A 22,638-nucleotide genomic window follows, 5' to 3' on the forward strand; every position below is an offset into this window, starting at 1 on the left:
TGTAAGTCATGGTTAGGACATAATTTGTCTTGCGGTCGAATATTCGGCCGGATCGGTAGGGGCATTTCAATGCCGTTGCCACGAGGGGATGGAGGAGGCCCGATGGGCCTCGATCCGGCAGTGGGGAACGTAATCGCGGGCTTATTCAATCGCATTTACCGGGTGCCGCCTTTCGAAGGCGGCAAACCTAGCTCCGCGCTCGTGAAAGCGCTTGAAGTGCATAATACAACCAGGAGTTCACCATGAATTTGAAAAGTCTTCTGATCAGCTCTGCTGCTTCGCTTGCCGCAGTTTCAGGGGCACATGCAGCCGACGCTATCGTCGCTGCTGAACCGGAGCCGCTTGAATACGTTCGTATCTGCGACGCATACGGCGCTGGCTATTTCTTCATTCCGGGCACGGAAACCTGCCTGAAGATCGGCGGCATGGTTCGTACCGAAGGCAAGTGGTACGATGCCTACAGCCCGACCAACCGCACGGGTACGCTCTGGCACACCCGCGCGGAATTGAGCCTCGACACGGCTACCGACACTGAATACGGTCCGCTGAAGACCAACTCCGTCTTCCGTTGGGACTGGGAAGAAGGCAATTCGACCAGCACGAAGCTGCTGTTCGCCAATATCAGCCTCGGCGGCTTCCTCGTCGGTAAGGCTGACTCGCAGTACATCTCGTTCACCGACTACGCCGGCGACGTTATCAACGACGACGTGATCTATGACGGTCCGTACGAACTCAATCAGTTGACCTACAAGTATGACGCCGGCAACGGCTTCACGGCTGTGATCTCGGTCGAAGACTCCAACTCCAGCGGTTCGGACACCTCCTCCTACGGCGCAAGCTGGTGGGTGGATGACAAGACGAACCACTACGCTCCGGATGCTGTTGCCGGTATTGGCTACAAGACCGGTGCATGGTCCTTCAAGGTCGTCGGCGGCTATGACTCCATCGTCGAAGAAGGCGCTATCAAGGCTCGTGTCGATGCCGACTTCGGCGCTTTCTCGGCCTTCTTGATGGGCGGCTACAATACCGATGGCAACAAGCTGAACAAGTATGCCGGCACGAACCTCGATCGTTCTGCTTGCCCTGTTGACGATGAGTCGAAGTGCGGCTGGGGCGACTGGGCAGTTTGGGGCGGCGTTGGCGTTCCGATCAACGAAAAGCTGAAGTGGAACCTGCAGCTCGCCTACACCGACTCCAAGATCTTTGCCGCGACCACGAACGTCAAGTTCAACCCGGTCAAGAACCTGCAGATCACGCCGGAAGTGTCCTACACGGACTTCGATTCTGTCAACAAGGATCAGTGGGCTGGTATTCTGCGCTTCCAGCGTAGCTTCTAATCCAAAGTTATCCGGCCTCGTACCGGATAAGAGAGGCCTGTCGTTTCCAATCCGCCAGGCTTCTCACATTGATCGGTTGACCTCCGATCAAAGAAGGAAGGATCCGGTTTTCCCTACCGGATCCTTCTCAATTAAGCGCTTGCAGCCAGGCTTGCTTGGATTTCGATCGGCTCAATTCGATCTCAAGTTGCCGCCGCCATGTTCTCCAGCTCATGTTTCGGAAACCAGGCGGTCAGGATCATTTTGATGAGGGCTTGCCCACAAGGCGCCAAATCAAAGTCGCCTTTGTCGAGAGACCATTCGTAGACCAGTCCGCCGATTGCCGCAGTCAATGTGGAGGCAGCGGTCTCCGGCGTCCATGGACGAGGCAAAGCGCCAGCCGCGTTCATGGAACAGAAAATCCTCGCAAAGTTTTCCTGCATTTCATGCCGGAAAGATGTGCCACTGTCTGTTTCGCAGTCCGCGAATGACATATCGAGATACATGATAACCTTCAGCATTCCGCGTCTACGTGGATCATCTTGAAGATCAGCGAAGATTGCCGAAATCGTGTCCAGGACCAGTTCGAGCGGATTGGGCGGGTGCTCGTGCGATATCCGTTCTGCGAGTTCCCGGAATGGCCGCCGCGCCTCGTCGCGGATCGCAAGCAAAAGGCCCTGCTTATTTCTGAAATGCCAGTGAACTGCTCCGCGTGTGACGCCAGCGGCGACGGCTATTTCTTCCAGCGTGACATTTTCATATCCGTTGTCGAGAAACAACGTTTCCGCCGAATGCAATATTACACGTCGCGTTTCGGCCGCCTCCTCCTTTGTGCGTCTCATCTAATTCTCCACTGAAACTAACGTCCAAGCGCCCCCCTGACCGAAGCCCCACATTATAGTCATAACGTCGATTATTTTATTGACAATATTGCTTGTGTCGTACCATCAACCGACTATCGCATGCCGCACACACTTTTTTAGGTTGCAAGGCGGCTGCGTCTCGTATTCCTGTCCAACAACTGACGTTTTCAAGCTCCTGCAAGACCAATTCCGCCACCTTGGCCCGTTCCGCCGGCGCATGTGATGGTAGCGGCGCGGCCAACGCTGCGATTCGCGTTTACGCGGCTTCGACATCCACCGGCTTTACTGCCGGCCTTGTTCACGACGGACGGGCATCATGCGAGAAGCCGCTCGAACAGACACGAGCGAGACCTAGAGCTGCCAATAGAGCCGCATCGGATTGTCGACGAGCAGCTTGCGCTGCAGCGTCTGGGTCGGCGCGATGCGGGGGATGAAATCGACCAAAGTCCCGTCATCAGGCATGTGGTTCTTCATATTGGGGTGCGGCCAGTCGGTGCCCCACAGCACGCGGTCGGGGAAGCGTTCGACCAGAATACGCGCGAAGGGGACGACATCGTCATAGTTCGGCGGGCCGCTCCTGGAGAGCCGCTCCGGGCAGCTGACCTTGGACCAGATATTGTCGCGCTCCATCAGAGCCATGAAGCGCCCGAATTCCGGGCCATCGACCGGTTTCGTGACATCGGGCCGACCCATGTGATCGACGACGACCGTGGTGGGCAGGCTGGTGAAAAAATCCCAGCGCTCTTCAAGATCTGCAGCCTCGAAATAGATGACGATGTGCCAGCCGAGTGGGGCGATGCGCTCAATGATGCCACGATAATAGGCGTCCGGCTTCGGATCCACGAGCCGTCTGACGAAGTTGAAGCGCACACCGCGCACGCCGGCCGCATCCATCTCGGCAAGCGCTTCCTCTGTCACGTCGGGGCGAACCGTTGCAACGCCGCGAGCCCGCCCGTTGGCGGCGCGTAGCGCGTCGACCAGTGCACGGTTGTCGGCGCCATGGCAGGTCGCCTGCACAATCACATTGCGCTCGAAGCCGAGGAAATCCCTGAGCGCGAATAGCTTGTCCTTGCCGGCATCGCAGGGCGTGTATTTGCGCTCGGGTGCATAGGGGAAGACATCGCCAGGCCCGAAGACATGGCAATGTGCGTCGACCGCACCGGCCGGCAGTTGGAAGACCGGCTTCGAGGGCGAGGGATCGAAGCTGAGCCAATCGGCGTCCATCGTGAAGGCACTCATAGGCCGCTTACCTTAAAACTGTGCGTCGAGATCGATGATCATGCGCTGGATGTTCCTGTCGTGTGGAGAATGGCGTCGAAGTCTTGGAAAAGAGGTGCGGTTCGCAATGGCTTTTGCGGCCTCCCCAAATCCGATCAGAGCTATCGTCATCCTCTCTCCCGCGCCGTTTCTACCCATAATGTCGGCACACGGGCGTATCGAAAGCGGTCAGGGGCTATTCAAATTCCTGAAGATCGCTTCGCGCCGGCGGCGGTCAATTCGCTCAGCAGGTTGGCCTGTGCGGCTGTCGGCAGCCAGTCGGCGCGGGTGGTTACGCCGATTTGGCGGCGGGAGCCATGAACGGGGCCTCCGATCGGCGCGAGCAGTCCTGATGTTTGCTCGATCCGGAATTGGTCGGTGGACATCAGGGCAAGCCAGTCGCCATCCAGCAGGAGCCAGCGCGCCATCAGGATGGAGCTGCATTCGATACGCTTCGCCGGCAGCTCCGATTCGGTGAACAGCGCCTCCCACCGCGCGCGCATGGGCGAGCCCTGCGCGCCGATCACCCAGGGATAATTGGCCAGGTCTGCTGGATTCGGATCATTGGATCCGGCAAGCGGGTGGCGAGATCGCGCGACAATGAACAGGTCGTCCTCAAACAGAGGTCGTTGGAGGATATCGCGCGTCGGCGCGGGATCGCGAAGCGCGCCGACCACCATGTCGATTTCTCCACCACGCAGCGCCGCCAGTAGATCGGAATAAGGCCCTTCGATGATCGTGATGGCGGTATAGGGATGATTCCGCGTGAAACCGGCGAGCGCCTCCGGCAGCAATCCAGCCCGCGGGAGGGGCAGAGCGCCGATCCTGATGGTACCGGCGCCCGCCTGTTCCAGCGCGGCCAACTCGTCGAAACCAGCCTGAAGCTCCGCCGCCATCAACCGGATCGCCGAAACCAGCCGCATACCCGCCGGGGTCGGCCGCATGGATCGGCCCGCCCGGAAAACCAGGGGCAAGCCGAGGATTGCCTCCAATTCCTTTACTGCCCGATGCACGGATGGCTGGGAGAGGCCAATTTCACGGGCGGCCAGGGAATAGCTGCCGGCCTTCTCGACCGCGGCCAGCGCATGAAGCTGTCCCATGGACACCAGGCGTTCCAGATAGGCGATCGGCTTCAGCCGCGCTGAACGGCGCAGCCGGCGCCCACTATCGATGATGCGCTCCAGCCCCCGTTCGACGCGGGCAAGGAAGAGGTGGCCTGCCTGCGTGGGAGACGCGCCGCTCGGCTGGCGATCGAAAAGACGCTGGCCAAGCAGCGCTTCCAGTTTGGCCAGCGCCTGCGTCAATGCCGGTTGGGAGAGGTTCACGGCAGCGGAAGCGCCGCTGATGCTCCCTTGGCGCAGCACCGCCAATGCCGCATCGAGGTGGCGCAAACTCAAATCGAAGGTGGAAACCATGTGAGCATCTATAGCAGCAGCTTATATCCAGGGCAAGATTCCGTGTGGCGTCGCGGAGCAATGGCAGGCAGCTATAGGAGGATTGCTCGCCGGCAGGGCTTCGGCGGGTGAGGATTCTGCGAATATCCGCTCGGGGCGAGGCGGTGGGAGTGGAAGATGGTGCGAACAGCAGGCTGTTCGATCACCGGTGTCTTCGATCGAGGAAACATGAAATGGGGGAGGAGAGATGATGGACGGTCTCGCAAGTGCGAAGCAGGATGACGTGAAGACGCTGCCGTTGACGCCCAAGTCGACGCGTTTCGGTATTGCGGGCCAGCTTTGGTTCCAGGTGCTGATCGGCACGGCGGCGGGCGTGATTGTCGGCCATTTCTGGCCGGAATTCGGAGCCTCGATGAAGCCGTTCGGCGATGCCTTCATCTCGCTCATCCGTATCATGATCGGGCCGGTGATCTTCTGTACGGTGGTGCATGGCATTGCCAGCATGACGGACATGAAGCGCGTTGGCCGGCTCGCGTTGAAGTCGATCATTTATTTCGAGGCGATCACCATTTTTGCGCTCGTCTTCGCACTCGTGGCCGCCGATCTATGGCGGCCGGGCGCGGATATGAATATCGATCCGGCGATGCTCGATACCAAGGCGATCGCCAGCTATATTGCGACTGCCCATGAGCAGAGCATCTCCGGTTACCTGCTCCATATCATCCCCAAGACCTACGCCTCCGCCTTCACCGAGGGCGAAGTACTCCAGGTTCTGTTCGTCTCGGTGCTGTTTGGGATCGCGCTGGCTGCGATCGGCGAGCGTGGAAAGCCGGCTTTCGCATTGATCGAAAGCCTGTCGAGCGCCTTCTTCAAGATCGTCGGCTACGTGATGTATTTCGCGCCGATCGGCGCCTTCGGTGCGATCGCCTTCACGGTCGGCCGCTTCGGATCGGGGTCGTTGCTGGCGCTCGGCGAATTGATTGTGGAGTTCTTTATCGTCTGTGCGCTTTTCACGGTGATCGTGCTCGGGCTGGTCGCGCGCTGGGTGGGCGTCAGCCTCTGGAAGCTACTGGTCTATATGCGTGAGGAGATCGTGATCGTCGCCGCGACGACCTCCACCGAGACGGTGCTGCCGCGCGTCATACAGAAGATGCGGGACGTGGGTTGCGAGGAGAGCGTCGTCGGCTTCGTCGTGCCCGCCGGCTATTCGTTCAATCTCGACGGCACCTGCCTTTACCTGACGACGGTGGTGGTATTTCTGGCTCAGGCGACGAACACGCATCTGACCCTTTGGCACGAGCTTGGTCTGATCGCAGTGCTGTTGCTGACCTCCAAGGGTGCGGCCGGCGTGGCGGGTGCCGCATTCGTCGTGCTGGCGGCGACGCTGAACACCACGGGTATCATCCCCGTTGCAAGTATCGCGCTTATCCTGGGTATCCACCGCATTCTGGCCGAGGGGCTGACCTTCGTGAACCTGATCGGCAATTGCCTGGCGACGATCGTCATTGCCAGGTGGGAAGGGGCGATCGACGAAACCCGCCTCGCCGAGACGATCGGTACGGCGTCCCAGCGGCGCCGACACCTCGCCGCCGCGTGATCAAGGACATATCGGGTGGCTTACCCCTGCAATCGGGACGCATTCCAAGAGCAAACGAGCCGCTGAAAGATGTTCTCAAAGAAGGCGGTCGTCGTCAGTCGGCTGCCGTGCACGGGACCGCACGCCGTCCGCGCCAGGTTTCTTGGGCTCTGCGGCTGCTGTTTCGGGGATTTTGTCGGGGCGCTTGTCCTCGACGTCCTTCGGTAAGGGCTTCGGGTCGGCCTTTTTCTCGAAACGGATCATTGTCATTCTCCTGATCTGACGGATTGAGAAAAAGCGCCCCGTGCGAAGTCGGGGCGCTTTTGAAAAGAGGTCTCACATGGAAAGAGCGGTGGCGCAGCTCTCGAGATTGCGGCTGTCCGACGCGGTTTGGCCCGGCATCATCGCCCAGCCGCCGGCGTCGACGAACTGGCGCTTCTTGTAGTTGTCGGGAATGGCCTTGAACTCGATGAGTTTTGAGGCCGCATCCGGCGCGGCGTTGAAGCGCTGGACGCAGATGGCGGATGCCAGTTCCCCGCGCGCAACGACGCCGGCTGTCGCCGCCGCGGTGCGCGATGTGCCACCCGTCACCCAGCCGCCCCAGCTGAAGCCAACGATCATGGTGACGACCGCCGTGGCGATGCAGGCCCATACGAGCAGCGTCTTGGATGGCTGGTAGCTTTCGAAACGCTGCGCGATCGATGCGTTTTGCATGGCCATGGCAATTTTCCTTGTCTGGGGTTGTTCGAGTTCCGTCGCCGGCCAGGTTGGCCGAGCGGTATAGATGCTGGTGTCAGTATCCCATGCCGCCCATGTCGCCATTTCCGGCTGTCTGGGCGGATTCTCTTGCCGGAATGTCGGCGATCATCGCCTCGGCTGTGATCAGAAGTGCTGCGATCGAGCCGGCGTCCTGCAAGGCGGTCCGCACGACCTTGGCGGGATCGACGATGCCGGCCTTGACCATGTCGACATAGGTTTCCGTCTGCGCGTCGAAACCCTGATTGTGATCGGTGCTGTCGATGAGCTTTCCGACAACGATCGAGCCTTCGACGCCGGCATTGTCGGCGATCTGCCGGATCGGAGCTTCAAGCGCGCGCAGTACGATCGAAATGCCGGCTGTTATGTCGGCGTTTTCGCCCTTCAGCCCGGTCAGGACCGACTTTGCGCGCAGCAGCGCCACGCCGCCCCCCGGTACGATGCCTTCCTCGACCGCGGCGCGGGTGGCGTTCAGAGCGTCATCGATGCGGTCCTTCTTTTCCTTGACTTCGATCTCGGTTACGCCGCCGACACGGATCACCGCGACGCCGCCGGCAAGTTTCGCCAGTCGCTCCTGCAGTTTTTCCTTGTCGTAGTCGCTGGTCGTATCCTCGATCTGCGCCTTGATCTGCTGGACGCGCGCCTGGATGGCTACCTTCTCACCGGAGCCGTCGATGATGGTGGTCGTGTCCTTCTCGATCAGCACGCGCTTGGCGCGTCCCAACATGTCGACTGTGACATTTTCGAGCTTGATGCCGAGATCCTCGGAGATCACCTGACCGGCTGTGAGGACGGCAATATCCTCCAGCATCGCCTTGCGGCGATCGCCGAAACCGGGAGCCTTGACGGCCGCGACCTTCAGGCCGCCACGCAGTTTGTTGACGACCAATGTCGCCAGCGCTTCGCCTTCGACATCTTCCGAGATGATCAACAGCGGCTGGCCGCTCTGCACCACAGCTTCCAGGATCGGCAGCATTGCCTGCAGATTGCCGAGCTTCTTCTCGTGGAGGAGAATGTAGGGATCTTCAAGCTCGACACGCATCTTCTCGGCATTGGTGACGAAATAGGGTGACAGGTAACCGCGGTCGAACTGCATGCCCTCGACGACATCGAGTTCCGTGTCGGCGGTTCTTGCTTCTTCGACCGTGATGACGCCCTCGTTGCCGACCTTGTCCATCGCCTTGGCGATCATTTCGCCGACGCTCGCGTCGCCATTGGCGGCGATGGTGCCGACCTGGGCGATCTCGCTGGAGGACTGGACCTTCTTGGCGCGTGCCTGGATTTCCTTGACGACGGCGGTGACCGCAAGGTCGATGCCGCGCTTGAGGTCCATTGGGTTCATACCGACGGCGACAAGCCTCACGCCCTCACGCAGGATGGAGGCCGCGAGCACCGTCGCGGTCGTCGTGCCATCGCCGGCAAGGTCATTGGTCTTGGAGGCCACTTCGCGCACCATCTGCGCGCCCATATTCTCGAACTTGTCGGCCAGTTCGATTTCCTTGGCAACGGTGACGCCGTCCTTGGTGATGCGCGGCGCGCCATAGGTGCTGGCGATCACGACGTTGCGGCCCTTGGGGCCTAGCGTCACCTTGACGGCATTATTGAGCAGCTCGACACCGCGGAGCATGCGATCGCGCGCATCGGCGGAGTATCTAATTTCCTTGGCAGCCATGACGTTTATCCAGTTCAGTCTTGAAATTGTGGGATTGGAAATCGATCGTCAGGCGACCTTTTGGGCGACTGCATCGGTCTCTCCGACGATGCCCATGATGTCGGCCTCCTTCATGATGAGGAGTTCCTCGCCATCGATCTTGATCTCGGTTCCGGACCATTTACCGAACAGGATCGTGTCGCCGGTCTTGACGTCGAGCGGGATCAACGCGCCGTCTTCATTGCGGATACCCGGACCAACGGCGATCACTTCGCCTTCCTGCGGCTTTTCCTTGGCGGTGTCGGGAATAATGATCCAGCCCTTGGATTTGAGATCGCCTTCCGCGCGCCGAATGACGACGCGATCGTGGAGTGGACGGAATTTCATAGGGGTTCTTTCTGCAGCCGGTGCTTATGGCGGCTGATGGTCTTAAATAGCACTTGTGGCACTCGATAGATAGGAGTGCCAAGAAATATTACGCGTATATGAAAATTATTGTGAAATATAAATCGGGTATTCCGCTTCCGATTTTAACCTGAATTAGGTGATTGGTGCCAATTATATGGATATTCATTCGGTATTTTATTTTACGATTTTTGAATTTTATTGATGAATATTCGCAATGAAATCTGAATTATCCTTGATTGCACACCAATGAAGTCGTATGTGTATGGTTCAATTATTTGAGCTTTTCCGGCTTTCGCGGTGTCTGAGACTTAACGACCCGCCTGTGTCACCGAGTTCTCGATAGCGAATGCATAGCGCCGTTCCAGCGCGCGTCGCACTGTCCGAACCTGTGATGATCCCTCGCACGGACCTTGGATGTACCGGCAGAGTCCGGATCGTTTCGGTTCCGATGAGAATAGTGCAGGGAGATGCATCTGTGTCTTCCAGCGGAGAGCCACGCCATGACTAACCGCACCACGCAAACCGTCGTTAGCTTTTCGTTCCCATTCCTGTTGCCAGGGTGCGACGTGCCGCAACCGGCCGGCGAATACTGTGTCGATCACGACGAGGAAGCCATCGAGGGGATCTCCCGGCTTGCCTGGCGTCGCGTCGGTGCCTTCATCCATCTGCCGGGGATCGCCATGCAGGGCGCAAAGCACCAAATGGTGCCGATCAATCCAGCAGATCTCGAAATCGCACTCGAAAAGGACCATAAGCAATCATGACCGATCCAAAAAGCGGTACCCATCCGATCCGACGCGATCCCGCCATGCATCTTTTTGCCGTGGGGCAGGCCGTCTGGATCAGGAAAGGCCCCGGTATGGCAGCTCCCAAATTCAGAAGCACCTACCGCGTCACCGGTACGCTGCCGCCGAGAGGCAACATGCTGCAATACCGCATCCGCAATGAGGACGAGCCTCATGAACGGGTGATGATGGAAAACCAGCTGGAATCGGTGCGCGCCTCAACCAGTGGAGGAGAGACCCTCATGGAGAAGACTTTCGGTCACGCTCAGGGAGCGAAACCATGGCTCTCGTGAAAACGAGCAGGCCAAGTGAGAAAAGTGCCGCCGAAATCTGAACGTCCACATGCTTGTTAGTCTTGCCGCACAGGAGCCCTCTTTATGCTGATCCGCTACGGTTACGAAATGACCTTGACCTGCCAGCAGCCGACTGCCCTGGTTTGCCTGCTGTCGGTCCACGACGACCGCGCGGCGGATATCAGAGCGCCGGAAACTGTATTTACCACCCCGGATGTTCCGACATCGACGTACCATGATCTCTTTGGCAATCGATGCCTCAGGCTTGTCGCGCCGGTGGGCGACCTGACGATCTGGGGCGACGCCACGATCGAGGACGACGGCAAGACGGACAGGATATTGCCCAACGCCCGGGAGATCCCGGTTTCCGATTTGCCGGATGATTGCCTCGTCTATCTCATGGGCAGCCGCTATTGCGAAACCGACCGGCTGAGCCAATTTGCCTGGGATACGTTCGGCGCGACCACGCCTGGCTGGGCACGCGTGCAGGCTATTTGCGATTTCGTCCATGGCCACATCCGCTTCGACTATATGCAGGCACGATCGACGCGCACGGCATTCGAGGCTTTCCACGAGCGTGTCGGCGTCTGCCGTGACTACGCGCATCTGGCCGTCACGCTCTGCCGCTGCCTCAACATTCCCACCCGATATGTCAACGGCCATCTCGGTGATATCGGCGTTCCCGTCGTCGATCCGATGGATTTCAGTGCCTGGATGGAAGTCTTCCTCGATGGAGCATGGCATACGTTCGATCCGCGCAACAACAAGCCGCGGATCGGACGCATTGTCGTGGCGCGCGGCCGCGATGCCGCCGATATTCCGCTCATTAATTCCTTCGGGCCGCATGTGCTGAAGGCATTCCGGGTCTGGACCTACGAGGTAGAGAGCCTTAGCTCCGGCATGAGTGCGCCGGCGTTCAATTCCGGGCAATGAAACATCGCTGCCAATTCTGCTGAGTTTGCTTTCAGTGGCTCTCCAGAAGCGGGAGCCGAAAGGGAATGCTCGCTGTAGTGGAATAGTGCATCGCCCCGATTCCACAAAAAGTCTACTCGGCATCGCCAGGAACATCTTGCTTTCATCTTTGGTCTGACGACAAATAAGGGCGTCTCGGACGGCGCATGATGTTGGGATTCGAGGTGCTGGACTTGGAATTACGTGACGCCAATGGACTATAATCTGAAGAAAAGGGCGATCCGCCAACGGGCTTTACTGACCCTCCTCGAAAAAACGGGCTATGCCTCGGTCGAGGAATTGACGGATGCACTTTCTGTCACGCCGCAGACGATCCGGCGTGACATTGCTGATTTGTCGGATAGTGGGAAGGTGCGCCGCTACCATGGCGGGGCCGCCCTTGCCAGTCCGATCGATCCTGGCACCTATCGCCAGCGGCGTGTCGACAAGGTTGACGTGAAGCGCCGGATTGCCCGCCGTGCGGCGGAACTCGTGCCGAATGGCGCGACGCTTTTCCTCGACGCAGGCTCGACCTGCGAGGCAGTCGCCGAGGCGCTTGCCGCGCGCAAGGGATTGAAGGTTGTTACCTACAGTCTGCGCGCCGCGATGATCCTGATGGATCGAACGGATTTCACCATTGCCGTTCCGGGCGGTTTCGTCCGCCATGTGGACGGTAGCGTTATCGGCGATGCGATGGTCGACTTCGTGCGGCGGTTCCGGTTCGATGTCGCGGTCATTGCGGTTAGTGGCATCGAAGAGGACGGCAGTATCGGGGATGACGATCAAAACGAAGTCGATATCGTTCGTGTCGCGATCGGTCAGGCTCGCTCCGTCATGCTCGTTGCCGATTCCAGCAAATTCCATCGAGCAGCCCTGGTGTCGTTGGGATCGATCACGGAAGTTTCGGATTTTGTCACGGACTTGCCTCCTGACGGGGCTCTGGAGCGAGTGATCGGAGCTTCGGGCGTCCGGCTGCATATCGCCTGAAATCATCTGAATTGACTGAGCGAACTGCTGATCCAGCGCGGAAAATCTCTGTGCTGGATTTTTTTGTTGTAAAACGAAAATTTTATGTTCTTAAATAAACAAAAAATAAAAACTACACATTTAGTGTGATAATAGTGGCAAGGAAGTGGACGGTGGGGCGTCTCTGGATAAGCGCGACGGCAATTTTGCCCAGCGCTTTCATCTCATTCTAGTTCGGGGAGCACCGGAATGCAGCGCGAGAAACCTGGTTTGTCCTTAACCTTCAGGGGTACTGACGCGGATGAATTTTCTGAGATACTGAGCCGTTGCAAGGCTCCAGCAAAGGTCGAGGCCCTGCGCGATGCGGGATTTTCCGCCGAATATGATTTCGTTGCCGCCGAGGCACTTGGCGTCGGTCGCGCGGCATATCAGGGCGGACTGACGTTTCACCAGAAGGCTGAAGACAGCAAGTTTCTGATCTACGTTCCGCTCTCGGGAGCGGCAACGATATCGTCGTCCAATCGGCGCCATGTTTCCGAACCCGGAAAAGGCACGATCATCGATATGACCAGCCTGTCTGATGTCGTGATCGAGGGCGATCGCGAGCATCTTTCGCTGATTATCAATCAGAACGAGGTTGTCCGGCTATTGTCCGCCATGCTGGAGCAACCCATCTCCGGCTCGATCGACCTGGCGCCCGAATTCGACCTGCGCCTTGAGGCCGGACTGGCATTTTCCCGCGTGACAAAAATCCTGGCGACCGGATTGAATGAGGATGCCTCCCTGTTGCAGTCGCCGGCGGCCCTTTCCTGTCTGTCCACTGGGTTGATCCACTTGTTGCTCGAAAACGTGCCGCATCGTTTTTCAAGCGCGCTGGCCCGGCAGCCGGCGTTGCCATCTCCCCGGCATATCCGGCGCGCCATCGATTTCATGCAGGCCAATCTCTCGCAGCCGATCTCGATCGGCGACATAGCGCAGGCTTCCCAGGTCGGTATTCGATCGCTGCAGGAAGGCTTCAAGCGGTTCAAGGGCATGTCCCCCACGGCCTATTTGGCCAACCAGCGCATGGAGGCTGCGCATCGGGATCTCATCAGAGCAAATCCGGCGACATCCGTCGCTGCCATAGCGCAGAAGTGGGGCTTTACCCATCTGGGCCGCTTCTCGGGCGATTACAGGAAGAGTTATGGCTGTCTGCCGTCGCAGACACTCCGATCCGGGCATTCCGCAGGCCTCGATGGCCGCTGAAACCGGCATACATTACCGTCGCAGGGTCTGCGACGGTAATTGGCCGAATCGAAGCCTGTAGTCGACGGCAAAACGGCCGAAATGGGTAAAACCCCATTTCAGGGCGATTGCCGCGACAGTCAGCCCCGGCGTTGCTTCCTGAAGTTCCCTATGGGCGGCTTCCAGTCGAAGATGCTGGAGGTAGGCCATGGGCGTCGTCATCTTGAAGTCCCGGAAACCCTTCTGAAGCGACCGCACGCTGACCTGGCAAACTGCGGCCATGTCGGCAATCGAGATCGGTCGCATAAGGTTGGCCTGCATGAAATCGATGGCACGCCTGACATGGCGTGGCGCCGGCGCCGGGGCTATCCTGGCAAGTGCCTCTGAAAAGCGATGCGGCACGGTCTCCAGAATGAGGTTGGTTATGGCGCCTGTCAGGTTTGACAGCGCGAGAGGCGATTGACGTAAGGCTGTATCTTGCGCCAGCCCGCTAAAGGTCGCTTCCGCCAGATCCTGCAATATCCGCCCCGGACCGGCGGCCAGATCGATATCCGGGTGGAAGTTAAGATTGCCGCCGACAGGTGTTTCCAGCAGTTCGCTGAGCCGGTTGATCATCTCATTTCGATCAAGGATCACGGTCAGATGCTGGCGCGGCCCCATGATGTGCATGTCGCCATATGGTATCCCATTGGTAATGAAGCCGCGCCCTGGCCTTGAGCCGAACGTCTCCTTGCTGGTGTTGAAACTTGCGTCTCCGGTCAAGGGAATGAAGATCAGGAACTTGCCGCTATCTGTCTCACGCGCCAATCGGAAATCGCCGTCATAGGTGCACAGGCCGAAAGAGATTGAACCGGCAGGCGCGAATTCGCATCGGTAGGAGATGGTCTTGTTTGCGGTCGTCTCGACCCTTATCGTCGATGCAGGCGTTGAAAGCGCCTCTGATAACCCATCCGGATCTTTCCCGCTGTAGCGGAGGCTTCCTTCGGTCATCGCCGGTTTCAATGGTAACTTCATGCCTTGCCTCGTATGCCGGAAGCGTTCGTCAATGGCGATAGGGTTCATTGATGCCCTTCATGCCTAGAGCGCACCCTGTAAACGCGGCGTAAATGGCGCCCACGGACGCATATTCAATTGGAATATGGGTAAACGGATTGTTCGACAGCCCAGTCCGGCACTCCGCTTTTGAAAAGGCGGATATAGCGGTCGTCTTCGGCGGAAAAGCGGTCGCGCAGGTTGGGTGGCACGCTCCCGGCATTTCAAAACAATAATTTGATATCATCCACAAAGAAAAAATTCGCGCGTTTTGCGGATATAAGTTTCGCTTTTTGGATTGGTCGTGTCTTATTGCTATAGTTTTCAAGCAAGAATCCAATTTTGGTACAGGTGAAGTAAGGAGATGCTCATAGGTACTCCATAAATTGTCATCGTTTTTAATTATCTATTATAATTAATGAATTGACACCATGATTTTGGCGAAATATTACCTGGGGCGGCATTGATCAGCTCTTCCAGATGGAGAACGTGCATGGCGATTGAAGCGGTAACCCCAAATCCGGCCACGGTTCCAACCACGCCTGCGGATGCGCCAAGCTCCACGTCGTCAAACACAAGCAGCAGCGACACGACGAAGAAGATTGATCCCAATAGCGAGAAAGAGGTCCTGAATGCTGCGGTCGAAGCGTTCTTGCCGAGCATGATCTCCAACACGCTGATGCTCAACAACTCGCTTTTCAACTTTGCGAAGGAAGCCATCGACGAGGGCGATCAGGAATAGTCCTTCGGCCTCGCCTTCACTGACCAAGCGGATTGTATCGCGTACAAGGAATTTCCGATGAGTGGTGATGCCCTTCCCAGAGGTGCCTTTGTTCCTCCTGCCGATGCGGTCGGATCCGGAGCGCCCTTGCAGACGGTGGAGACCGTTTCCCTCCGGATAGGGACGGATCGGGAGAGCCTTCAAGTCGAGCAGTCGATTTCGCCTGGCGTACAGTTGCGCAAGATCATGCCGGGCAGCGAGACGGCCCCTTCATTCGATCCCACACCGATCGAGACCAAGACGTTGAGTTTCCTCGATCGCATTACCTCTTTCATCATGCCGAAGGGTACGGCGACCGAAACGCCATTGGTGCGGTTCGTCGAGAAACCGGGCGAGACCGGTGATCACCCGGCGAAGACGGAGAACCTGGAGAGCGCCATCGACAGGCTGGAAAAGTCTCAGCAATTCGCCACCGGCACGACGCTCATCTCCTCTCTCACGCAATCTGTCATGTCGTCGTCGAAGCGGCTGACGCAAGGCCAATGAGTGATCCGACCGTGGTGTTACCCTCTTCGTTTTCATTGTCATCTCTGCGCCGCGCGGCGGGAGTCCTTTTTGTTCTCGTCTGTGCTGCCTTCCTGTCGGCCTGCAGCGAGGATGTTCTGACCGGCCTTGATCAGCGGGACGCGCGCGATGCGCAAGTGCTGTTGGAACGTGCCGGCATCCGCGCAACGGTAACCGGCGAGAAGGGTGGCGTCTTCAAGATCGCCGTTGATGAAACCGATCACGCGCGGGCAATCGAGCTGCTCTCAGACGCTGGTCTGCCGCGCCTGCCGCATCGCACGATGGCGGATCTGTTTCCCGGGGACGGATTTCTGGTCACGCCGCTCGAGCAGAAGGCCAGGATGAGCTATGCGGTCGAGCAGCAGCTTGGCGAGACGCTATCGGCATTGGATGGCGTCGCCTCCGCCCGCGTGCATATCGTGCTTCCGGAAGACAATGGGCGGGGTCTCATCAAGGAAAAGGCGCGTGCTTCCGCGCTGCTGCAATACCGTCCGGGTGCCAATCTGGTCGATATCGAGATGAAGAGCCGGTCCTTGCTGCTCAACAGCGTTCGGGGTCTCGCCTACGAAGATGTATCGGTGGTGGTTAGCCCCTGGTCGGAGATCGGCTCCCTCGCGGGAGCCGCGCCCGCCGGCGTCGCAGCAGAACCCAAACAGGTGCCCGCGCAGGTCACTATCGCGACTGCTACGCAGGGGCTGGCCTCCTTTCTGGATTATCGCACTCTTTCGATCGCAGGCTCGGCCTTGCTGGCGATTGCCGCCAGCCTTATTCTTCTCCTCCCGCGACGGAAGGAAAGCTGATGACGCGGGCAAGCGGCCATGGCGAACAGGCAGCGCTTAAGGATGCGGCGGTCCGCCGGGCAGCACTTGCCGGAGCCGGTCGCAGCGCAAAGTGGCTGAAGGAAATCGATGCGGATCTTCTGCGCCGTCTGGATGCGACACCGAGGCTGCAGTCACGCCTGTTTCATGCGCGCGCTGAGATCGGCGGCGATCCCGCCTGTCTGCCGGCCGAAACCGGTCATCTGCTGACGCTTTCGCCGCAAATGCAGCGGGACGCGGCGCTGTCAGCGGGCCTGACTTATCACCTCGCCGCCGCTGGTCCTGTGCTGAGCAAGGACAAAGTGGCGACGCTGACCGCCATCTTCGGCGAGGATGCTCTGGCATTCGCCTGCGGCCACGCTCATCTGTCCCCGTCGGCACCCGCCTTGCCTGGTTTTGCGGACGAGGAGGTCCGGCGGCTTGTCGAGGCGGACGGCTGGGCGATCCTCGGTCTTTGGCTTGCCGACAGCGGTTTAGCGCCGATCTGGCTTGGCGAATGGGAGAGCAGGCGGGACGGTGGCTCGATATCGCTGATCCGCTCCGCCGCGATCGCCATCGGCAAGGCTGTTGCGACGGTTCAGTGGGAGAGCCGGCGGTGACATCAGCCCCCTTTAGCCAGCGGCGGATCATACCAGCGGCCGAGTTTGGGCAGATCCACGATGCCGCGGATCTTGTCGCTGCCGCCCTTCAGTCCGCTGCGGACATGCATGTAAAGGCGGAAGACGAACGGCAGGAAGCGCGACGATCCGGCTATCAGGACGGATTCACAGACGGTTTGCGCAAGGCTTCCGAGGCCCTTGCCGAAGCCACCTGCAAGGCCGAGAGGGAGCTGGGTGACCTGGATCACTGGATTGGTCCGGTCGTGCTGAAGGCTGTAGCGCAGATCGTCGGCTCCATGGATATGGATGATCGTATTCGCCGGATCATCGCCCGGGCGATTGCCGATACGGCCGCCACACAGACGGTCAGTCTTTACGTGCCGCCGGAAGATGAGGCGCTGGTGCGCCGTGCCGTCGAAGGGCTGAGCCATTCGTTCGATATCCTCGTCGACCCCCTGTTATCCGGACAGGAGATGGTGATGGAGACATCGACAAGCCGAGCCCATATCGGCATGCGCGAGCAGATCACCGCGCTCGTGGAGGTCGCGGGCCGTGGTTGAAGCGCTGGCGAGACTGGAAAAAGCGATTGACCAGACGCGGACGCGCCGCGCGAGCGGCCGGGTCACCGGCGTTTCCGGCCTGCTGGTGCGCGCGAATGTTCCGGCCGTGCGTATCGGCGAACTCTGCGAGCTGCGCGAGCCGGGAACGGATGAGGTCGGCTTTGCCGATGTCGTCGGCATCGAGGGGGAAACGGCGCTGTTGTCGCTGCATGGGACGACACGCGGTATATCGGTCCGCACCGAAGTCATCCCGACAGGGCGCGAACCGGTGATCGCGGTCGGAGACTTCCTGCTCGGTGCCGTCATCGACGCGCATGGCAATATCATCCGCAAGGCCGAGGGCGTGGCGGGCCGGGCGGATGAAACCAGCCAGCCTCTCTATACCCCGCCGCCAGCTCCCCTCACGCGCCGCCCGGTTGCGCGGCATCTGCCCGTCGGGATTCCGGCCATAGATGGGCTTCTGACCTGCGGCGAGGGCCAGCGGATCGGCATTTTCGGCCCGCCAGGCGCCGGAAAATCGACCCTGGTTTCCGACATCGTCAAGAATGTGGATGCCGACGTCGTCGTCTGTGCCCTGGTCGGCGAGCGTGGCCGCGAAATCGGAGAGTTCGTCGAGCTCGTCATGCCCGCGGGACAGCGATCAAACGCCGTGCTGGTCACGGCGACGTCCGAGCGACCGGCGCTTGAACGCTTCAAAGCCGTGCTGACCGCCACGGCGATTGCCGAGCATTTTCGGGACCGGGGCAAGCGCGTCGTTCTCGTGGTCGATAGTGTCACACGCCTGGCGCGGGCACTCCGGGAGATCGGACTGGCGGCGGGCGAGCCACCGGTGCGGCGCGGTTTTCCGCCCTCGGTGTTTGCGCTCCTGCCGCAGATCTTTGAGCGCGCCGGCAATAGCGCCGTGGGTACGATGACGGCTTTCTATACCGTTCTGATCGAGGGCGAGGAGAGGACGGACCCAATCGCCGAAGAAACCCGCGCACTTCTCGACGGCCATATCGTTCTGTCCGACAGGATCGCCCAGGCCGGGCAATTTCCGGCGATCGATATATTGGCAAGCAGAAGCCGGACGATGAATGCGGTGGTGACGGAAACACACCGGCGAGCGTCAGACCGGTTGCGCTCGATGCTGGCGCTTTACAAGGAAGTCGAGCTTCTCATTCGCGTCGGCGAATATCAGGAGGGGCGCGATGCGGCGATCGATGAAGCCGTGCGCAAGCGAACTCAGATCGGGAATTTTCTTTTCAGCGGGCATGCGAAAGCACCGTCCTTCGACGAGACCGTCGCCAGGCTGCAGGAGCTGGCCCGATGAATGCGGCCTTTAATCACCTTTCGCTGGCTGGTCTGCATTCCGGACATGTAGTTCCGCAGGCGTGCGAACCTTGGCGGATACCCTTCAACGACGGTGTGCTGGCGATCCGGCCACTTGCTCCTGATATCGCGATGGACAGGATGGGCGATCCGGCGCGTCTCGGCTTGACCATTGCGGGAGAGCCGGTCGAACTCCTGGCACCTGGCGCTACCCTTAAATTGATCGTCGACCGGCTGGAGCCGCTGGCGCAATGGGACCGTCTTTCGCCGCCTGCCTGTGCAGCGGTGCTGGAATATCTGCTGTCGGATGTTCTCGAGAGGGTCGAGGCGCAGATCGGTGGGCAGATCGCCTTGACGGAAGTCGGCCCTGCGGCACCTCACGGGCTGCCTGGCAATTTCGGTTTTGAAGTTACATGGCAAGGGCTTTCCTTGCCGTTATGCGGTCATTTTCCCGAGCCGATGTTGATGGGTCTGAGGCGATGGGCCAATCGTCTTCCGCGCCGGCGGCTTGCCGCGCTGACGGCTGAGATCGCCATCCGGCGCGGCTATGCGGTTCTTTCCGCGCGCGAACTCAAGCAGCTTTCGATCGGCGACGGGATCGTGATCGATCCTGTGGCGATCGAGACCGCGATAGCCGTCACCGGCGAGCATTTTCTGGCCGCTTGCACCCTTTCCAGCGAGGGCGCGACGCTTTGCGGACCGTTGCTGACACGGCCAAATGGACCAATGAGGCATTTCATGAGTAATGAAACAATCGACCGAGATTTGCAGGGGCCGCCGACGATTGCGTCTATCGGCGATATTCCCGTTAAGCTCATCTTCGATATAGCCCGGATCGAGCTGCCGCTATCGGAACTGGAGAGCATTGCCGAAGGCCATGTCTTCCCGCTCGACCGCCCGAAACAGGGCGCCGTCGAGATCGTCGCCCAGGGACGGATCATCGGCCGGGGCGAGATCGTCACACTCGACGGCCTCACGGCCGTCCGCGTAACCGCGTTGCACGCCTGATGGAAAGCGCCTTTCCTCTGACACAAGGATTGGCGGCGATGGCCGCCATCTCGTTTCTGCCCGTCATCGCGGTCGTGGCCACCTCCTTTACCAAGATCGCCGTCGTGCTTCTGATCGTCCGCAACGCCATCGGCATCCAGCAGACGCCGCCGAACCTGCTCGTCTTCGCAATTGCCATCGTGCTGTCGGCCTTCGTGATGAACCCGATCCTTCAGCAGTGCTGGCAAGTGCTTCTGCGCGCTGATGTTCACTTCGATACGATCAATGGCCTGGCGGCCGGTCTTTCGGAGGTTGGCGCGCCGTTGAAGGCCTTCATGATGAAATTCTCCGATGAGGAGGTTCGTCAGTTTTTCGTCAACTCGTCGCAACGCATCTGGGGCGATACCCCGAACCTGCCTGCAAGCCCCGACGACATCACCGTCCTGACACCGAGCTTTCTCGTCTCCGAGCTGACCCGCGCGTTCGAGATCGGCTTTCTGCTGTATCTGCCCTTCCTGATGATCGATTTCGCGGTCTCGGCCATTCTCGTGGCCTTGGGCATGCAGATGATGTCGCCGACGGTCGTTTCCACGCCTTTCAAGCTGCTTCTTTTCGTCGGCGTCGATGGTTGGCGCCGACTGCTCGAAGGGCTTGTGCTTTCCTATGCGAGCTGAGTGATGGGACAGGAGCAGATCTCGGCGGAAATCGGCGCGTCGATCCTCGCGACATTCGCGCTCGCCGGCCCGATGCTCGGCCTTGCGGCCATCCTGGGGCTGGTGATTGCCATATTCCAGGCGGCAACGCAGATCCAGGAACAGACGATCGCGCAGATCATCAAGATATTCGTCCTCTCCTTCGTGCTGCTTGTTTTCGGGCGCGCGCTGGCAACGCCCTTGCTGGAGCACTCGATCCACATCTTCAACGACTTTCCGACCATGGTGCAGTAGGCTGGATGGAAACGAGCCTTGCCCAGTTCCCCGTCGTCAATTTGCAGACTGCGATCCCGGCGGCGATGGCGCTCGGGGCGGCGAGGGCGCTCGGCATTCTCTCCATCTTTCCGCTGTTTTCGCTGTTCAGCATCACCGGGCTGCTGCGGATCGGGCTTGCCATCGGTCTCTCCGCGCCGGCCGTCGCCTTTGCCCATACGGTGTTGGCGGAGGGCCAGACGAGCTATCTCATCCTCGGTCTCCTGTTCCTGAAGGAATTCGTCTTCGGCGGACTGATCGGCATGGGGCTCGGCATTCCCTTCTGGGCTGCGCAATCGGCGGGCGACATGACGGATGTCTACCGTGGCGCCAACGCCGCCAATCTTTTCGATCAGGTCAATGCGCTTGAGACGACGACGCTCGGCTCGGTGCTGATGTCGATCGCGCTGGCCATCTTTGTGGCGACCGGCGGCATTACCGACCTCGTCGCCATCTTCTACAAGTCTTTCGAATTTTGGCCGTTGTTTGCGTTGAGACCCGCCTTCGACGGGGATGCGCTTAGGATCATCCTCGATATCTTCATCCAGCTCTTCCGGATGGGTACGCTGTTGGCGGCGCCCTTCGTCATCGTCATCGGGGCGATCGAGTTGTCGCTCGGCTTTGTCGGCCGTTCGGCCAAGCAGTTTCCGCTGAACGACAGCGTGGCGACGTTCAAGAACCTGGCGGTGGCCGCCGTGCTGGTGCTCTACGCCATGTTCGCCGGCAATTATTTCAATGAAATCTGGATCCGGGGCTTTGCCGAGGTGAAGTCGATCTTCGAGACCGCCGATGTCCAAAAATGATGATACGGAGGAAAAGAGCCTGCCGCCAAGCCGGGTCAAGCTCGACCGGTTGAGGCGGGAAGGCCAGGTTGCTCGTTCCAAGGAAATCCCGGTCGCCATCTCCGTATTGGCGATCGCCACTTATCTCGCCTGGGCGCTCGGCAATATCCTGCGGGATTTCGCCAGGATTTTCGGTGTCGGTTTTGAAGCTGCGGGCCTTACCGGAAGTCCGCGGGCAGATCCCGGTTTTCCTTTGACGACCGTCGCAGATATGGCCGAGATACTGTTCGGCATATTGTGGATGCCCATACTACTCGGTCTTGCGATCACCATTGCCGTGTCGATCCTTGACGGCCAGGGCTTTCCGGTGTCGATGAAGCATATGAATTTCGATCTCAACCGGCTCAATCCGGCGAGTGGGATCAAGAAGCTTTTTTCCTTGACGAGCCTGGTGGAATTTCTCAAAGGCATCGTCAAGGTCATTCTCCTTTCGATCGCGGGTGGCGGCGCCATCCTCTATTTTCTGAACGGGATTTTCTGGGCGCCGCTTTGCGGCGAGGCCTGCTCGCTATCCGTCGCTGCACACCTGATCGGCACGATCGTCGTCATCGCCGCCGCGATCATGCTCGCCGCTGCGTTCTTCGATCTTTCCATCTCACGCCTGTTGTTCCGCCGCGAACACCGCATGACCAAGACGGAAGCACGGCGGGAACACAAGGATACGCAAGGCGATCCGCATCTAAGATCGGCACGCCGCCGTGTCGGCGCGGAAATGCGCAATGCGCCGCCGCGCAAGGAAAAGCCGGGAAAATAGGCGGTGCCCATCCCGGCTTTCGGTATTGATGAGAGGCTTGCGAAC

The 22,638-nt window shown here is 59.4% G+C and carries 26 protein-coding genes; 18 read left to right on the forward strand and 8 right to left on the reverse strand.

Going from position 1 to position 22,638, the window contains the following annotated elements; translation table 11 throughout:
- The first annotated feature begins 242 nt into the window (after positions 1 to 242).
- Complete coding sequence (locus AC1RO0_RS08960; RefSeq protein ID WP_498592548.1) at positions 243 to 1,337, forward strand: porin; 1,095 nt, start codon at positions 243 to 245, stop codon at positions 1,335 to 1,337.
- Positions 1,338 to 1,519: 182 nt separating this feature from the next.
- Here the strand turns inward: AC1RO0_RS08960 and AC1RO0_RS08965 are convergent, their stop codons facing one another.
- The 3 genes from AC1RO0_RS08965 to AC1RO0_RS08975 form a co-directional block, all read right to left on the reverse strand.
- The gene (locus tag AC1RO0_RS08965; RefSeq protein ID WP_498592549.1) at positions 1,520 to 2,158 is read right to left on the reverse strand and encodes a TetR family transcriptional regulator; all 639 of its coding nucleotides are present in this window, start codon (positions 2,156 to 2,158) and stop codon (positions 1,520 to 1,522) included.
- Between the two features lie 372 nt (positions 2,159 to 2,530).
- Complete coding sequence (locus AC1RO0_RS08970; protein ID WP_498592550.1) at positions 2,531 to 3,418, reverse strand: amidohydrolase family protein; 888 nt, start codon at positions 3,416 to 3,418, stop codon at positions 2,531 to 2,533.
- 218 nt (positions 3,419 to 3,636) lie between these two features.
- Entirely contained in the window at positions 3,637 to 4,851 is a 1,215-nt protein-coding gene (locus AC1RO0_RS08975) for a LysR family transcriptional regulator (protein WP_498592551.1), read from the reverse strand.
- Between the two features lie 226 nt (positions 4,852 to 5,077).
- Here AC1RO0_RS08975 and dctA point away from each other — a divergent pair, with 226 nt between their 5' ends.
- Positions 5,078 to 6,427: a C4-dicarboxylate transporter DctA gene (dctA, locus tag AC1RO0_RS08980; RefSeq protein WP_498592552.1), complete on the forward strand. Its 1,350-nt coding sequence runs from the start codon at positions 5,078 to 5,080 to the stop codon at positions 6,425 to 6,427.
- 75 nt (positions 6,428 to 6,502) lie between these two features.
- Here the strand turns inward: dctA and AC1RO0_RS08985 are convergent, their stop codons facing one another.
- From AC1RO0_RS08985 to AC1RO0_RS09000, 4 genes are all read right to left on the reverse strand, one after another.
- On the reverse strand, positions 6,503 to 6,670 hold the full coding sequence (locus tag AC1RO0_RS08985; RefSeq protein WP_498592553.1) for a hypothetical protein: 168 nt from the start codon (positions 6,668 to 6,670) through the stop codon (positions 6,503 to 6,505).
- A gap of 72 nt (positions 6,671 to 6,742) precedes the next feature.
- On the reverse strand, positions 6,743 to 7,126 hold the full coding sequence (locus AC1RO0_RS08990) for a hypothetical protein (RefSeq protein ID WP_498592554.1): 384 nt from the start codon (positions 7,124 to 7,126) through the stop codon (positions 6,743 to 6,745).
- 73 nt (positions 7,127 to 7,199) lie between these two features.
- Positions 7,200 to 8,834 carry a chaperonin GroEL gene (groL, locus tag AC1RO0_RS08995; RefSeq protein ID WP_498592555.1) on the reverse strand — a complete coding sequence of 545 codons (1,635 nt, stop codon included), beginning with the start codon at positions 8,832 to 8,834 and terminating at the stop codon, positions 7,200 to 7,202.
- A gap of 48 nt (positions 8,835 to 8,882) precedes the next feature.
- Positions 8,883 to 9,200 (reverse strand): co-chaperone GroES, encoded by a 318-nt coding sequence (locus AC1RO0_RS09000; RefSeq protein ID WP_498592556.1) that lies wholly within the window; start codon positions 9,198 to 9,200, stop codon positions 8,883 to 8,885.
- Positions 9,201 to 9,721: 521 nt separating this feature from the next.
- Here AC1RO0_RS09000 and AC1RO0_RS09005 point away from each other — a divergent pair.
- From AC1RO0_RS09005 to AC1RO0_RS09025, 5 genes are all read left to right on the forward strand, one after another.
- A complete protein-coding gene (locus tag AC1RO0_RS09005) occupies positions 9,722 to 9,985 on the forward strand; it encodes a hypothetical protein (protein WP_498592557.1) in 264 nt (87 codons plus the stop codon).
- The gene (locus AC1RO0_RS09010) at positions 9,982 to 10,299 is read left to right on the forward strand and encodes a hypothetical protein (RefSeq protein WP_498592558.1); all 318 of its coding nucleotides are present in this window, start codon (positions 9,982 to 9,984) and stop codon (positions 10,297 to 10,299) included. Before AC1RO0_RS09005 ends, AC1RO0_RS09010 begins: the two co-directional genes overlap by 4 nt.
- 84 nt (positions 10,300 to 10,383) lie before the next feature.
- On the forward strand, positions 10,384 to 11,232 hold the full coding sequence (locus tag AC1RO0_RS09015; protein ID WP_498592559.1) for a transglutaminase-like domain-containing protein: 849 nt from the start codon (positions 10,384 to 10,386) through the stop codon (positions 11,230 to 11,232).
- A 231-nt stretch (positions 11,233 to 11,463) separates the two neighbouring features.
- On the forward strand, positions 11,464 to 12,237 hold the full coding sequence (locus AC1RO0_RS09020) for a DeoR/GlpR family DNA-binding transcription regulator (protein ID WP_498592560.1): 774 nt from the start codon (positions 11,464 to 11,466) through the stop codon (positions 12,235 to 12,237).
- A 228-nt stretch (positions 12,238 to 12,465) separates the two neighbouring features.
- A complete protein-coding gene (locus tag AC1RO0_RS09025) occupies positions 12,466 to 13,461 on the forward strand; it encodes an AraC family transcriptional regulator (protein WP_498592561.1) in 996 nt (331 codons plus the stop codon).
- A gap of 12 nt (positions 13,462 to 13,473) precedes the next feature.
- Here AC1RO0_RS09025 and AC1RO0_RS09030 read toward each other — a convergent pair whose 3' ends face one another.
- Positions 13,474 to 14,454: an AraC family transcriptional regulator gene (locus tag AC1RO0_RS09030; protein ID WP_498592562.1), complete on the reverse strand. Its 981-nt coding sequence runs from the start codon at positions 14,452 to 14,454 to the stop codon at positions 13,474 to 13,476.
- 511 nt (positions 14,455 to 14,965) lie between these two features.
- On the opposite strand from AC1RO0_RS09030, the gene AC1RO0_RS09035 reads away from it, so the two are divergent.
- Genes AC1RO0_RS09035 through AC1RO0_RS09085 form a run of 11 tightly spaced genes read left to right on the forward strand, consistent with a single transcriptional unit; the run spans position 14,966 to position 22,593 of the window.
- Positions 14,966 to 15,214 carry a hypothetical protein gene (locus AC1RO0_RS09035; protein ID WP_498592563.1) on the forward strand — a complete coding sequence of 83 codons (249 nt, stop codon included), beginning with the start codon at positions 14,966 to 14,968 and terminating at the stop codon, positions 15,212 to 15,214.
- A 57-nt stretch (positions 15,215 to 15,271) separates the two neighbouring features.
- Positions 15,272 to 15,739, forward strand: coding sequence for a hypothetical protein (locus AC1RO0_RS09040; RefSeq protein ID WP_498592564.1), 468 nt, complete (start codon positions 15,272 to 15,274; stop codon positions 15,737 to 15,739).
- On the forward strand, positions 15,736 to 16,557 hold the full coding sequence (sctJ, locus tag AC1RO0_RS09045; protein ID WP_498592565.1) for a type III secretion system inner membrane ring lipoprotein SctJ: 822 nt from the start codon (positions 15,736 to 15,738) through the stop codon (positions 16,555 to 16,557). Before AC1RO0_RS09040 ends, sctJ begins: the two co-directional genes overlap by 4 nt.
- Entirely contained in the window at positions 16,557 to 17,174 is a 618-nt protein-coding gene (locus AC1RO0_RS09050; protein ID WP_498592566.1) for a hypothetical protein, read from the forward strand. The genes sctJ and AC1RO0_RS09050 overlap by 1 nt, the downstream gene beginning before the upstream one ends.
- Positions 17,171 to 17,734 carry a type III secretion system stator protein SctL gene (gene sctL, locus AC1RO0_RS09055; protein ID WP_498592567.1) on the forward strand — a complete coding sequence of 188 codons (564 nt, stop codon included), beginning with the start codon at positions 17,171 to 17,173 and terminating at the stop codon, positions 17,732 to 17,734. The genes AC1RO0_RS09050 and sctL overlap by 4 nt, the downstream gene beginning before the upstream one ends.
- Positions 17,727 to 19,046, forward strand: coding sequence for a FliI/YscN family ATPase (locus AC1RO0_RS09060; protein WP_498592568.1), 1,320 nt, complete (start codon positions 17,727 to 17,729; stop codon positions 19,044 to 19,046). The genes sctL and AC1RO0_RS09060 overlap by 8 nt, the downstream gene beginning before the upstream one ends.
- On the forward strand, positions 19,043 to 20,053 hold the full coding sequence (sctQ, locus tag AC1RO0_RS09065; RefSeq protein WP_498592569.1) for a type III secretion system cytoplasmic ring protein SctQ: 1,011 nt from the start codon (positions 19,043 to 19,045) through the stop codon (positions 20,051 to 20,053). The genes AC1RO0_RS09060 and sctQ overlap by 4 nt, the downstream gene beginning before the upstream one ends.
- Entirely contained in the window at positions 20,053 to 20,706 is a 654-nt protein-coding gene (sctR, locus tag AC1RO0_RS09070) for a type III secretion system export apparatus subunit SctR (protein WP_498592570.1), read from the forward strand. The genes sctQ and sctR overlap by 1 nt, the downstream gene beginning before the upstream one ends.
- Before the next feature lie 3 nt (positions 20,707 to 20,709).
- Positions 20,710 to 20,979: a flagellar biosynthetic protein FliQ gene (locus AC1RO0_RS09075; protein ID WP_498592571.1), complete on the forward strand. Its 270-nt coding sequence runs from the start codon at positions 20,710 to 20,712 to the stop codon at positions 20,977 to 20,979.
- A gap of 5 nt (positions 20,980 to 20,984) precedes the next feature.
- The gene (locus AC1RO0_RS09080; RefSeq protein WP_498592572.1) at positions 20,985 to 21,800 is read left to right on the forward strand and encodes an EscT/YscT/HrcT family type III secretion system export apparatus protein; all 816 of its coding nucleotides are present in this window, start codon (positions 20,985 to 20,987) and stop codon (positions 21,798 to 21,800) included.
- Positions 21,787 to 22,593 carry an EscU/YscU/HrcU family type III secretion system export apparatus switch protein gene (locus AC1RO0_RS09085; RefSeq protein ID WP_498592573.1) on the forward strand — a complete coding sequence of 269 codons (807 nt, stop codon included), beginning with the start codon at positions 21,787 to 21,789 and terminating at the stop codon, positions 22,591 to 22,593. Before AC1RO0_RS09080 ends, AC1RO0_RS09085 begins: the two co-directional genes overlap by 14 nt.
- The last annotated feature ends 45 nt before the right edge of the window (positions 22,594 to 22,638 follow it).

The sequence above is a fragment of the Rhizobium sp. GW821-FHT14E12 genome, from assembly GCF_058803745.1.